This window comes from Microbacterium sp. NPDC055683 (genome assembly GCF_053617895.1).
The window spans coordinates 1-13134 of record NZ_JBSHGQ010000042.1; the positions used below are offsets into that span (position 1 = coordinate 1).

At 70.3% G+C, this 13134-nt stretch carries 13 protein-coding genes; all 13 read right to left on the reverse strand.

The annotated features are described in order from the left end of the window. Positions 1–42 precede the first annotated feature (42 nt). Positions 43–1338 (reverse strand): citrate synthase, encoded by a 1296-nt coding sequence (locus ACWGPF_RS14390; protein ID WP_452333440.1) that lies wholly within the window; start codon positions 1336–1338, stop codon positions 43–45. A 176-nt stretch (positions 1339–1514) separates the two neighbouring features. After that, positions 1515–2627: a succinyldiaminopimelate transaminase gene (dapC, locus tag ACWGPF_RS14395; RefSeq protein WP_452333441.1), complete on the reverse strand. Its 1113-nt coding sequence runs from the start codon at positions 2625–2627 to the stop codon at positions 1515–1517. Positions 2628–2629: 2 nt separating this feature from the next. Then, positions 2630–2950, reverse strand: a complete 321-nt coding sequence (gene fdxA / locus ACWGPF_RS14400; RefSeq protein WP_345436258.1) for a ferredoxin — start codon at positions 2948–2950, stop codon at positions 2630–2632. 48 nt (positions 2951–2998) lie between these two features. Next, positions 2999–3409 (reverse strand): histidinol dehydrogenase, encoded by a 411-nt coding sequence (locus ACWGPF_RS14405; protein ID WP_452333442.1) that lies wholly within the window; start codon positions 3407–3409, stop codon positions 2999–3001. Positions 3410–3442: 33 nt separating this feature from the next. Then, positions 3443–3757, reverse strand: coding sequence for an AzlD domain-containing protein (locus ACWGPF_RS14410; RefSeq protein WP_452333443.1), 315 nt, complete (start codon positions 3755–3757; stop codon positions 3443–3445). Continuing rightward, a complete protein-coding gene (locus tag ACWGPF_RS14415; protein ID WP_452333444.1) occupies positions 3754–4452 on the reverse strand; it encodes an AzlC family ABC transporter permease in 699 nt (232 codons plus the stop codon). Before ACWGPF_RS14415 ends, ACWGPF_RS14410 begins: the two co-directional genes overlap by 4 nt. Positions 4453–4539: 87 nt before the next feature. After that, positions 4540–6444: a translational GTPase TypA gene (gene typA / locus ACWGPF_RS14420; protein WP_345436266.1), complete on the reverse strand. Its 1905-nt coding sequence runs from the start codon at positions 6442–6444 to the stop codon at positions 4540–4542. Between the two features lie 88 nt (positions 6445–6532). Next, the gene (locus tag ACWGPF_RS14425; protein WP_452333445.1) at positions 6533–7066 is read right to left on the reverse strand and encodes a PH domain-containing protein; all 534 of its coding nucleotides are present in this window, start codon (positions 7064–7066) and stop codon (positions 6533–6535) included. Beyond that, a complete protein-coding gene (locus ACWGPF_RS14430) occupies positions 7063–7590 on the reverse strand; it encodes a PH domain-containing protein (protein WP_452333446.1) in 528 nt (175 codons plus the stop codon). Before ACWGPF_RS14430 ends, ACWGPF_RS14425 begins: the two co-directional genes overlap by 4 nt. Continuing rightward, on the reverse strand, positions 7587–9245 hold the full coding sequence (locus tag ACWGPF_RS14435; protein ID WP_452333447.1) for an ABC transporter ATP-binding protein: 1659 nt from the start codon (positions 9243–9245) through the stop codon (positions 7587–7589). The genes ACWGPF_RS14430 and ACWGPF_RS14435 overlap by 4 nt, the downstream gene beginning before the upstream one ends. Before the next feature lie 17 nt (positions 9246–9262). After that, positions 9263–10201 carry an ABC transporter permease gene (locus ACWGPF_RS14440; protein WP_452333448.1) on the reverse strand — a complete coding sequence of 313 codons (939 nt, stop codon included), beginning with the start codon at positions 10199–10201 and terminating at the stop codon, positions 9263–9265. Continuing rightward, positions 10191–11120 carry an ABC transporter permease gene (locus ACWGPF_RS14445; protein WP_452333449.1) on the reverse strand — a complete coding sequence of 310 codons (930 nt, stop codon included), beginning with the start codon at positions 11118–11120 and terminating at the stop codon, positions 10191–10193. Before ACWGPF_RS14445 ends, ACWGPF_RS14440 begins: the two co-directional genes overlap by 11 nt. Before the next feature lie 192 nt (positions 11121–11312). After that, positions 11313–12941: a peptide ABC transporter substrate-binding protein gene (locus tag ACWGPF_RS14450; protein ID WP_452333450.1), complete on the reverse strand. Its 1629-nt coding sequence runs from the start codon at positions 12939–12941 to the stop codon at positions 11313–11315. Positions 12942–13134: the final 193 nt, after the last annotated feature.

Below are 13134 nucleotides of genomic sequence, written 5' to 3' on the forward strand. Positions count from 1 at the left end.
GCCCGGGACCTCGCGGTCCCGGGCCTTCTGCATGCGGAGGGGTCAGGCGGTCGGGTACTCGCGCTCAGGCGACCCCGTGAACAGCTGCTGCGGGCGGCCGATCTTCGTCTTCGGGTCGAGCGTCAGCTCGCGCCAGTGCGCCAGCCAGCCCGGAAGGCGCCCGATCGCGAACAGCACCGTGAACATCCGCGTCGGGAACCCCATCGCCTTGTAGATGACCCCCGTGTAGAAGTCGACGTTCGGGTAGAGGCGGCGCTCCTTGAAGTAGTCGTCGCTGAGGGCGATCTCCTCGAGCTCCTTCGCCAGGTCGAGGAGGGGGTCGGTCACGCCGAGAGCGCTCAGCACCTCGTCGGCAGACTCCTTCACGAGCTTCGCGCGCGGGTCGTAGTTCTTGTAGACGCGGTGCCCGAAGCCCATGAGCTTCACGCCGTCTTCCTTGTTCTTGACGCGCTCGACGAACCGCTGGACGCTCTGACCCGAGTCGCGGATCTGGCCGAGCATGTTCAGGACGGCCTCGTTCGCACCGCCGTGGAGCGGGCCGGAGAGCGCGTGGATGCCCGCGGAGACGGACGCGAACTGGTCGGCGCCGGTCGAGCCGACGAGGCGCACGGTCGACGTGGACGCGTTCTGCTCGTGGTCCTCGTGGAGGAGGAGCAGGCGCTCGAGCGCGCGCGACATCACGGGGTCGACCTCGTACGGCTCGCTCATGACGCCGAAGTTGAGGCGGAGGAAGTTGTCGACGAAGCTCAGCGAGTTGTCCGGGTAGAGGAACGCCTGGCCGATCGACTTCTTGTGGGCGTACGCCGCGATCACGGGCAGCTTCGCGAGCAGCCGGATGATATTGAGCTCGACGTGCTCGGGGTTCGCCGGGTCGGACTGGTGCTCGTAGTACGTCGACAGCGCAGACACGGCCGACGACAGCACGGCCATGGGGTGCGCGCCGTCGGGCAGAGCCGAGAAGAACCGCTTGAGGTCCTCGTGGAGGAGCGTGTGGCGCCGGATGCGCTCGTCGAAGTCGGCGAGCTCGTCGGCCGTGGGGAGCTCGCCGTAGATGAGGAGCCACGCCGTCTCGAGGAAGGTCGAGTTCTTCGCGATCTGCTCGATCGGATAGCCGCGGTAGCGCAGGATGCCCTTGTCGCCGTCGATGTACGTGATGTCCGACGCCGTCGCGGCGGTGTTCACGAAGCCGTAGTCCAGCGTCGTGTGGCCCGTCTGCCGCATGAGCGTCGAGATGTCGATGCTCGGAGCCCCCGCGGTGCTGCGCAGCACCGGGAACTCGGCCGTCTTGTCGCCGATCGTGAGGGTGGCCTTGTCGGCCGGGACTCCCGCGTCGCTCACAGCGCCTCCTGGCGGATCGTTTCGCGACTTCTTGGTCGCATGGATCTGGGGTCGGCCGCCGATCGGCGGCCCGGCACAAGCCCGGTCGGTGCGCGGACGCTGTGCCGATACAGCCTATCGGTCGTCTCGCCTACCTGTGAAATCTCCCAAAGGACCGCGCAGGACGTGGAGGAAACCTACGAGACGGACGCGCGAAGGCGCTCGGCGGCGGCCGCTACGCGCTCGTCGGTGGCCGTCAGCGACAGACGCACATGCTGCGGGAAGTGCGCTCCGTAGAAGACGCCGGGGCCCGCGAGGATGCCGAGGTCGGCGAGGCGCCCCATCGACTCCCACGCGTCGCGGCCCTCCGTCGCCCACAGGTAGAGGCCTGCCTCGCTCCTGTCGATCCGGAAGCCCGCGGCCTGCACGGCCGGCAGCAGCACGTCGCGGCGGGCACGGTAGAGCGCCTTCTGCGCCTCGACGTGAGCGTCGTCGCCCAGGGCGACCGCCATGGCGTGCTGGACGGGAGCGGGCGGCATGAGCCCGAGGTGCTTGCGCGCCGCGAGCAGGTCGGCCACGATGTGCGCGCATCCGGCGACGAAGGCCGCGCGGTAGCCGGCGAGGTTCGACTGCTTGCTGAGGGAGTACACGCTCAGGAGCCCCTCGCGGGATCCCTCCGTGACGCGCGGATCGAGCACCGAGGGCACGGGGTCGGACGCCCACGGGCCGTCCCAGCCGAGCTCGGCGTAGCACTCGTCGCTCGCGAGGACCGCTCCGATCTCGCGGGCCCGCACGACGGCGGCGCGCAGCTCGTCGATCGTCCAGGTGCGTCCGTCGGGGTTGCCCGGCGTGTTGATCCAGATGAGCTTCGCATCGGAGGGCCACCGCGCGGGGTCGTCCTCGGCGAGCGGCGTCGCCCCCGCGACGCGGGCCCCCACCTCGTAGGTGGGGTAGGCGGCACGGGGATGCACGACGACGTCGCCGGGCCCGAGCCCGAGGAGGGTGGGGAGGAGCGCGACGAGCTCCTTCGAGCCGATCGTGGGCAGGGTGTTCGCCGTGGTGAGCCCCGGCACGCCGCGCCGGCGCGCGTACCAGGCGACGATCGCCTCTCGCAGCGCGGGCGTGCCCACGGTCTGCGGATACGCGTGCGCGTCGGTCGCCTCCGCCAGCGCGGCCCGGATGGACGCCGGCGTCGGGTCGACGGGAGAGCCGATGGAGAGGTCGACGAGACCGCCGGGATGCGCTGCCGCACGGTCGCGGAAGGGGACGACCGAGTCCCAGGGGTAGTCGGCCAGGTCGCGGACGCCCATCCTCACTCGCCCTGCGGGGGGAGTGCCGCGATGAGGGGGTGGTCCTTGTCGACGACGCCGACCTTGGATGCGCCGCCGGGCGATCCAAGGTCGTCGAAGAACTCGACGTTGGCCTTGTAGTAGTCCTGCCACTCGTCGGGGAGGTCGTCCTCGTAGTAGATCGCCTCGACGGGGCACGCCGGCTCGCAGGCGCCGCAGTCGACGCACTCGTCCGGGTGGATGTACAGCGACCGCTCGCCCTCGTAGATGCAGTCGACAGGGCACTCGTCGATGCAGGCGCGGTCCTTGACGTCCACGCAGGGCAGGGCGATCACGTAAGTCACGCCTGCGATTCTACGCGCGAGCGCTGCACCCCGCCCCGAAGGCGTGCCTTAGCGAGCGGCCCCGCCCTGAGCGGCCGCGAGGCGGCGCAGGCGCGAGAGGTCCGGCCACGCGACGGCGACGAGCACGATCCCCGCGAGGAGGAACGACCACACGTACCCGAACGGGAACTCCCCCTCCGCCGGCACCGCCACGACGACGGACCCGCCCGGCCCGCGCCCCGAGTAGACCGTGAGCGCGGCGAGCATGCCGAGCCCCGCCGACAGGGCCGACCACCGGTCGTCCGTCAGGAGGCGCAGCGAGAGCAGCAGCCCCGCGCAGCCGATCCCGGCGAGCACGAGCCCGATCGGCACGATCCCCCAGGTGAAGGGGTGCGCGATCGTGCCTGCCACGCCGAACACCGCGCCCGCGACGAAGGCGACGATCCACGTGACGACGTGCGCGAGCCACTCGTTCCTCATCCGGCCAGGCTATCGCGCCCGTTCTGGGAGCCGTCAGGTCGCCCCGCCTGCCCAGCGCAGGAGGGCCGCGGTCACGGCCGCGGCGACGACCACCACGAGGAAGGGAGCGCGCAGGCGCAGCAGCACCACCGCGACGGCGAGGGCGGGCAGGCGCGCGTCGAGCGAGAGGCCCTGCCCGTCTCCCACGGTCTGGGTCGCGACGAGCGCGCCGAGGAGGGCGACGGTCAGCAGGTCGGTGATGCGCGCCGCGCGCGGGCGCTCGAACCAGCGCACGGGGATGGCGTAGCCCACGAGCTTGAGCGCCGCGCACGCGACGGCGGCGACGAGGATCGGCGTCCACAGCGTCACGCGCGGGCCTCCGTCCGCCCGCCGAGCCAGTTCGTCCATCCGACCACGACGGCCGTGAGCGCCGCGACGAGCACGGGGAGGCCCGCCGGGAGCGCCGGCGTCAGCGCGGCGGCGATGACGGCGGCCGCGGCTCCCACGGCCACGGCCTGCCGCGACCGGAGCCGCGGCCACAGGAGCGCGAGCATGGCGGCGGCTGCGGCGGCGTCGAGGCCGTATGCGCGCACGTCCCCCATGACGTCGCCGAGCAGCGCGCCGACGAGCGTCATGGCGTTCCAGGTCGCGAAGATCCCCAGCCCGGTGACCCAGAAGCCCGCGCGTCGCGCGGCCGGCTCGTCCTGGGCGAGCGCGACAGCCGTCGACTCGTCGATCGTGAAGGGAGCGGCGAGCACCCGCCGCCACCAGGGGCCCCCGACCACGGGCCCCATGCGCACGGCGTACGCGGTGTTGCGCACCCCGAGGAGCACGGCCGACGCGATCGCCGACGGCGCGGCGGCGAGGCCGCCCGACGCGATCACGCCGACGAACGCGAACTGCGATCCGCCCGTGAACATGAGGAGGCTCAGCACGCATGTCTGCCAGACGTCGAGGCCGGCCGCGACGCCGAGCGCGCCGAACGAGACGCCGTAGAGGCCGGTCGCGACCGCGACGGCGATGCCCTGGCGCCTCGCCTGGCGCACGGTGGAGGACGCGGTCATCCTCCGAGCCTACGCAGAGCGCCCCCGGTCCGCGGAACCGGGGGCGCTCGGAGGGTCACCTCTCGCGAGGTCCCGGATCGATTCGCGTCAGCCTTGTCGCTTGAGGCGCGCGGCCGCACGGCCGCGCTCGGTCGCGTCGAGCACGACCTTGCGGATGCGCACGGCCTCGGGCGTGACCTCGACGCACTCGTCCTCGCGGGCGAACTCGAGCGACTCCTCGAGCGACAGGATGCGCGGCGGGGTCATCGACTCGAACGAGTCGGCCGTGGCCGACCGCATGTTCGTGAGCTTCTTCTCCTTGGTGATGTTCACGTCCATGTCGTCGGCGCGCGAGTTCTCGCCGACGACCATGCCCTCGTAGACCTCCTCGGTCGGCTTCACGAAGAACGACATGCGCTCCTGGAGGCCGATCATGGCGAAGGGCGTCACCACGCCCGCGCGGTCGGCGACGATCGAGCCGTTCTGACGCGCGACGATCTGCCCCGCCCAGTCGTCGTAGCCGTGCGAGATGGCGTTCGCGATGCCCGTGCCGCGCGTGATCGACAGGAACTCGGTGCGGAACCCGATGAGACCGCGCGACGGCACGATGAACTCCATGCGGATCCAGCCGGTGCCGTGGTTGATCATGTTGTCCATGCGGCCCTTGCGGTTCGCCATGAGCTGCGTCACGGCGCCGAGGTGCTCCTCCGGCACGTCGATCGTGAGGTGCTCGAACGGCTCCTGCGTCTTGCCGTCCGGGCCCTTGCGCGTGACGACCTGGGGCTTGCCGACCGTGAGCTCGAAGCCCTCGCGGCGCATGTTCTCGACGAGGATGGCGAGCTGCAGCTCTCCGCGCCCCTGCACCTCCCAGGCGTCGGGACGCCCGATGTCGTTCACGCGGATCGACACGTTGCCGATGAGCTCGCGGTCGAGGCGGTCCTTCACCATGCGCGCCGTGAGCTTGTGGCCCTTGACCTTGCCGACGAGCGGCGAGGTGTTCGTCCCGATCGTCATGGAGATCGAGGGCTCGTCGACCGTGATCTGCGGCAGCGGGCGGACGTCCTCGGGGTCGGCGATGGTCTCGCCGATCATGATGTCCTCGAAGCCGGCGATGACGGCGATGTCGCCGGGGCCCGCCGACTCGGCCGGGTAGCGGTCGAGCGCCTTCGTCATGAGCAGCTCGGTGATGCGGGCGTTCTGCGTCGTGCCGTCCTGACGCACCCACGCGACCGTCTGGCCCTTCTTGAGGGTGCCGTTGAAGACGCGCAGCAGCGCGAGGCGGCCGAGGAACGACGACGAGTCGAGGTTCGTCACCCACGCCTGCAGCGGGGCCTCGTCGTCGTAGGACGGCGCCGGCACGTGCTCGAGGATGGCCTCGAAGAGCGGCTCGAGGTCGTCGTTGTCGGGCAGCGCGCCGTTCTCGGGGCGCGTGCGCGATGCCGCGCCGGCGCGACCGGAGGCGTAGACGACCGGCACGTCGAGCAGGGCGTCGACGTCGAGGTCGGGAACGTCGTCCTGGAGGTCGCTCGCGAGACCGAGCAGCAGGTCGTGCGCCTCCTCCTCGACCTCGGCGATGCGGGCGTCGGGGCGGTCGGTCTTGTTGACGAGGAGGATGACGGGGAGCTTCGCCTCGAGCGCCTTGCGCAGCACGAAGCGCGTCTGCGGCAGCGGGCCCTCGGAGGAGTCCACGAGGAGGACCACGCCGTCGACCATGGACAGTCCGCGCTCGACCTCGCCGCCGAAATCGGCGTGACCGGGGGTGTCGATCACGTTGATCGTCACGGGGGTCTCGGTGTGGACGCCGTTGTACGTGATCGCCGTGTTCTTGGCGAGGATCGTGATGCCCTTCTCGCGCTCGAGGTCGTTCGAGTCCATCGCGCGCTCCTCGACGTGCGCGTGCTCGCCGAACGAGCCCGTCTGACGCAGCATGGCGTCCACGAGGGTCGTCTTGCCGTGGTCGACGTGCGCGACGATCGCGACGTTGCGGAGATCGGAACGGTGGGCGAGCGCCATGAAGGGATCCTTCTGATCAGCGGGGAGATCCCCGGAAGCGGGGCAGTCCATCCTACCGTCCGCCGACGACGCGCCGTTCAGGCTGCGGTCAGGACGCCACGGCGAGCGACCACATCGCTCCCCCGGCGATGACGCAGAGCGCGACGAGGCTCGGCACGTCGACGCGCCGGCGCACGTCGCGAGCGGACGGCCGTGCGCGGACGAGGAAGAGACGGAGCGTGTCCGCCTGATCGTCACCCGGCTCGGGTGCGCGGCCGGCGCGCAGATGGCGGGAATGCAGGTGCCGGGGCGCCGCTCCGAGCGCGCGGACGATGCGGCCGTCGCGGAGCACGACCTCGAGCTGCCAGCGCATCCGGATGTCGGCGATCTCCCGCCACGGGATCTCGACGACGTGGAGGATGTTGCGCACGCGCAGCAGGTCGTCGTCGGCGACGACGCTCGGCGCCGCGAACAGGACGTAGACCGCCCAGCAGAGCGCGAGCAGCCACGGCGCGACGAGCAGTGCGTCGAACGGCGAGGCGCGCAGCGCCGCGTCGACGAGCAGAGCGACCGAGCCGGCCGCCGCGACGGCGAACCCGAGCCATCCGACCGGGCGGCGGAACGCGATGCGGTAGCCGGTCACCGCGTGAGGGCGACGGCGCACGCAGCCCAGACGATCAGCACGACGAGCGCGGCGATCGACGGCGCATCCCAGCGGCGGCGGATGGCGGGATCGGCGGGCTCGGCGGCCTCGCGCCGCTCGCGCAGGATCTCGAGCTCGCGCTCGGCCGGCTGCTCGACCCGGCTGCGGCGACCGCGGCGTGCGGGGAGCGCCCATGCCTGCACCACGCGGCCGTCGGTCAGCGCGACGGCCACCTGCCAGCGCAGCTTCAGGTCGGCCACGGCGCTCCAGGTGGCCGTCGTCGTCCGCAGCGGGTTGCGGACGACGACGCCGCGGACGTCGGACGTCACCCGCGGGCTCGCGAGGAACACCCACGCGAACCAGACCACGAGCAGCAGCCACGGCGCGATCAGCAGCGCCTGCGCCCAGCTGCCGCGCACGACGACGTCGCCCAGGAGGAAGAGCACGACGACGCCCGTGACGACGAGCCAGACGATGCCCGCGGTGCTGCGGATCGTCCGGCTCGCCGCCTCGGGATGCGTCATCGGCCGCCCAGCTCCACGGTGCGGCCGGGGATGGCCTCGAGCAGGCGCTCGGTGTAGGCCTCCTGCGGGTTCGCGAACACCTGGTCCACGGCCCCCTGCTCGACGATGCGGCCCTTCTCCATCACCGACACGAGGTCGGCGGCGACGCGCACGACGGCGAGGTCGTGCGTGATGAAGAGGTAGGTGAGGCCCAGCTCCCCCTGCAGCTCGGCGAGGAGCTTGAGGATCTGATCCTGCACGAGCACGTCGAGCGCCGACACCGCCTCGTCGAGCACGACGATGTCGGGCTTGAGGGCGAGGGCACGCGCGATCGCGACGCGCTGGCGCTGACCGCCCGACAGCTCGTTGGGATAGCGCCACGCGAGCTCGCGCGGGAGGGCGACCTGCTCGAGCAGCTCGAACACGCGGTCGCGCCGCGACGCCTGGTCGCCGACCCTGTGCACGTGCAGCGGCTCGGAGATGAGCGCGCCGATCGACCGCAGCGGGTCGAGCGACCCGTACGGGTCCTGGAAGACGGGCTGCATGCGGCGGCGAAGGGCGAAGACTCCCTGACGCGACAGCGTGGTCGCGTCGGTGCCGTCGATGAGGATCTGCCCACTCGTGGCCGTCTCGAGCTGGAGCACCATCTTCGCGACGGTCGACTTGCCCGATCCCGACTCGCCGACGAGGGCCAGGGTCTTCCCCTTGGGGATCTGGAACGAGACCCCGTCCACGGCGCGGAACGGCTCGCTGCGGAACCCGCCGCGGCGGATCTTGTACTCCTTGACGAGGTCGCGCACCTCGACGACGGGCGCCGCGGTCTGCAGGACCTCCGTCGTCGTCTCGATGCCCCGGTCCTCCACGGTCGCCTGGATGCGCTGCGAGGCGAGGCTCGGGGCCGCCGCGACGAGACGCTGCGTGTAGGGATGCTGGGGGTCCTCGAGGATCTCGCGGCTCGGCCCCGACTCGACGATCTCGCCCTGGTTCATGACGATGATGGTGTCGGCGCGGTCGGCGGCGAGCCCCAGGTCGTGCGTGATGAAGAGCACCGAGGTGCCCTTCTCCCGCGTGAGCGACGCGAGGTGGTCGAGGATGACCCGCTGCACCGTGACGTCGAGCGCGCTCGTCGGCTCGTCGGCGATGAGCAGCGCCGGGTCGGCGGCGAGGCCGATGCCGATGAGGGCGCGCTGGCGCATCCCGCCGGAGAACTGGTGCGGGAACTGGTGCAGGCGCCGCTCGGCGTCTGCGAGGCCGGCCTGCTGCAGCACCTCGATGGCGCGGCGCTCGACCTCCTTGCGACCGGTCGCGAGACCGTTCGCTCGGATGGCCTCCTTCACCTGGAAGCCGATCGACCACACCGGGTTGAGGTTCGACATCGGGTCCTGCGGGACGTAGCCGATCCGCCGCCCGCGGACGTCCTCCATCTCGCGGCGCGACGCCTTCGTGAGGTCGACGCCCTCGAGCTCGATCGTGCCGCCCGTGACGGCACCCGTGCCGGGGAGCAGATCGATGATGGCGCTCGCCGTCGTCGACTTGCCCGACCCGGACTCGCCGACGATCGCGACGGTCTCGCCGCGGTGGATGTCGAGGTCGACGCCGTGGACGACCTCGCGCTGCTTCTTGCCCGTGCCGAAGGAGATCTTCAGGCCGCGGACGCGCAGGAGGGGCTCTGCCATGCTGCCGCCTTTCGTGGTCATCGCTGCGCCCTCGCCTTCGGGTCGAGCGCATCGCGGAGGAGTTCGCCCAGCGTCACGAACGCGAGCACGGTCAGCGTGAGCGCGAGCGACGGCCAGAACAGCGCCATGGGCGACGTCCGGATCGACGTCTGCGCCTGGCTGATGTCGGCGCCCCACGACACGCCGCCGAGGCCGACGCCCAGGAACGACAGCGTCGCCTCCGCGACGATGGCGCTGCCGAGGCCCACCGTGGAGATGACGATGATGGGCGCCATGGCGTTGGGCAGCACGTGCACGACGAGCGTCTTGAACCGCGAGAGTCCGACGGCGATCGACCCCATGACGAAGTCCGACTGCTTCACGCGCAGCACCTCGGCGCGCATGACGCGCGCCGTGGACGCCCAGGAGAACCCGCCGATGGCGAACGCGAGCACGAGCTCGTTCCTCACCTCGCGGGGGACGACCGTCATGACGACGATGGCCGCGACGATGTAGGGGATCGTGAAGAAGATGTCGCCGACGCGCGACAGCAGCGAGTCGAGCCATCCGCCGTAGAACGCCGCGAGAGCGCCCATGATGACGCCGATGACCGTGCCGATGAGGGTCGCGAGGAGGCCGACCGTCAGCGAGACGCGCGTTCCGTAGATGAGGCGCGACCACACGTCGCACCCGAGCCGGGTGTACCCGAGCGGATGCCCGGCCTCGGGACCGGCGTTGCTCTTGTCGAGGAAGCAGGCGTTCGATCCCGCCGGGGGGAACGACGCGAACAGCGACGGCCACACCGAGACGAGGAGGACCAGGGCGCACATGACGACCGAGATCCAGAACAGCGGCCGCTTGCGCAGGTCGCGCCAGGCGTCCAGCCAGAGGTTGCTCTTCTTCTCGTCGACCCGGACGGCGTCGACGACGACGCTCGCCTCCTTCACGGGAGCGACGTAGTGCGTACTACTTGACATAGCGGATCCTCGGGTCGAGCAGACCGTAGAGCAGGTCGACGAACAGGTTGACGATCACGTAGACGACGACGAAGACGGTGACGAACGACACGACCGTCGGGGTCTCGTGGCGGATGATCGCCTGGTACAGCGTGTTGCCCACGCCCGGCACGTTGAAGATGCCCTCGGTCACCGTCGCGCCGACCATCAGGATCCCGAAGTTGGTCGCCATGTCGGTCACCATCGGGATGAGCGAGTTGCGCAGCACGTGCACGGGGATGACGCGACCGCGCGAGAGGCCCTTGCTGTAGGCCGTGCGCACCCAGTCCTGGCCGAGCGACTCGATCATCGACGAGCGCGTCAGGCGCATGCTGGCCGCGTAGACGCTGAAGCCGAGGACGATCGCGGGCAGCCAGAGGTCGCCCCACCCGTTCTCGCCTCCCACGGTCGGCTTGAACCACTCCAGCTGCACCGCGAGGAAGAACTGCGCCAGGAAGGCGAGCACGAAGATCGGCACGGCGATGAAGACGAGCGCGATGACGAGCTGCAGGTGGTCGTACCACGTCCCCTTGAAGATCGCCGAGGTCGCGCCGATGACGATGGACAGCACGAAGGCGATGAGGATCGCGAGCACCGCGAGGCGCAGCGTCACGGGGAACGTGCGTCCGAGCACCTCGCCCACGCTCTGACCGGTGAAGGTGGTGCCGAAGTCGCCCGTGAGGATGCCGCCGAGGTAGTTGAGGTACTGCACGATGAACGGCTGATCCAGCGCGTAGCGCTCGCGGATGGCCGTGATCACGGCCTCCGGCGGCTGCTTGTCGCCGTACATCGCGGCGATGGGGTCTCCCGGCATCGCGAAGACCATGAAGTAGATGAGCAGGGTGGCTCCCAGGAACACCGGGATCACCTGCAGCAGACGTCTGAGGATGTAAGCGATCACCCTCGCCCTCCCTTCCGGGGGTTTTCTCTGCCGTGTCGGGCACACGGAAAAGGGCCCCGCTCAGCGGTGCCCTTCTTGTCCATCATCCGCCTCCCCCGCTGGGAGATGCATGGACGACGGTCGAGGACATGGGCGAAGCGGTGGCATGGCATGCCACCGCTTCGCCCGCGCGGGAGCGGAGCTCCCGGCCGATTACTCGGCCTTGGTGATGTCGGTGTAGATCGGAACCGAGTCCCAGCCGAAGACGACGTTCTCGACGCCCTCTGCCCATCCGCCGGTCACGTTGGAGTACCAGAGCGGGATGGCGGGCAGGTCGGTGAAGAGCACCGTCTGCGCCTCCTGGAACTTCGCGTTCGCCTCGTCGGGGTCGGTCGCGCTGATGCCCTCGGAGAGGAGAGCGTCGAACTCGGGGTTGTTGTACTTGCCGTCGTTGCCGCCCGCCGTCGAGGCGTAGAGCGGGGCCAGGAAGTTGTACAGACCCGGGTAGTCGGCCTGCCAGCCGGCGCGGTACGGGCCGACCGTCGAGGCGTCGCGCGCGTCGAGCAGCGTCGCGAAGTCGGGGTACGGGTCGCCCACGGCCGTGATGCCGAGCACGTTCGAGATGGAGTTCGCCGTGGCGTCGACCCACGTCTGGTGGCCGCCGTCCGCGTTGTAGGCGATCGTGAACTCGCCCTCCCAGGGGCTGATCTCGTCGGCCTGGGCCCACAGCTCCTGCGCGAGCTCGGGGTCGTACTCGAGCACCTCGCTGCCGGGGACGGAGTCGCTCCACCCGTCGATGACGGGCGACGTGAAGTCGTTCGCCGGGGTGCGCGTGCCGCTGAAGACAACGTCGGTGATCTCCTCGCGGTTGATGGCGTGGGAGATGGCCGCCTTGCGCAGGCGCCCCTCCTCGTCGGTCGCGAAGTGCTCGTACCACTCGGGGATCGTGAGCGACTGGAAGATGGCGGCCGGCTGGTTCACCGTGCGGCCGTCGAGGTCGGTCTCGTACGTCTCGAACGCCGAGTCGGGGATCGCGTCGAGCACGTCGAGCACGCCGCCCTGGAGGTCGGCGTAGGCCGCATCCTGCGTGGCGTAGAAGACGATGTCGAGGCCGCCGTTCTGGGCGACGCGCGGACCGTCGTAGTCGGGGTTCGTCGCGAGGTCGATGCGGACGTCGTGCTGCCACGCGTCCTCGCCGTCGAGCATGTACGGGCCGTTGCCGATGGGGCTCTGCGCGAAGGCCTCGAGGTCCTCGAACGCCACGTCGGGCAGCGGGTAGTACGCCGAGTAGCCGAGACGCTGCGCGAAGTCGGAGGCCGGCTTGTTGAGCGTGATCGTGAAGGTGTAGTCGTCGACGATCTCGAGGCCGGTGAGCTCGGAGTCCTCCTCGGCGCTGTAGCCCTCGATGTCCTCGAAGAAGTACGAGCCGTAGTGGCCGTTGGAGAGCTTCGCGCCCTCGTTCCACGCCTTCGTGAAGTTGTCGGCCGTGACCTCCTCGCCGTTCGTGAAGGTCGTGCCCTCGCGCAGCTTCACGGTGAGGTGCGTCGGCGAGTCGACCGTGATCTCCTCGGCCGCGTCGTTGACGACGGCGCCCTCAGCGTCGTAGGCCACCAGCCCGGCGTAGATCGACGTCACGATCTTGCCGCCGCCGGTCTCGCCCGTCATCGATCCGATGAGTCCGTACTGCGGCTCCGAGCCGTTCGTCGTGATGACGGCGGTGGACGAGCCCTCCGAGGGCGTCTCCTCGCCGCTGCCGCCCGTGTCGCTCGAGCAGCCGGCGAGCACGAGCCCGCCGACGCCGAGGAGCGCGAGGCCCGACAGGGCGATCTTGTTGCGCTTCACTGTGCTGTTCCTCCGATGGAAGGGGATGTGGATGCTGTCAGGCAGGTAGGAACCCGCTGAGAGCGATGATGGCAATCTAAGCCCGTCGACGGTCTGTGACAAATCTTCCGCGCAACCGTTACAGACCCTTTACTCCTCTGTGACGTTCATGGGCAATCTGCTCGCGACGCGCACGGTGTCCATGCGCCCGCAT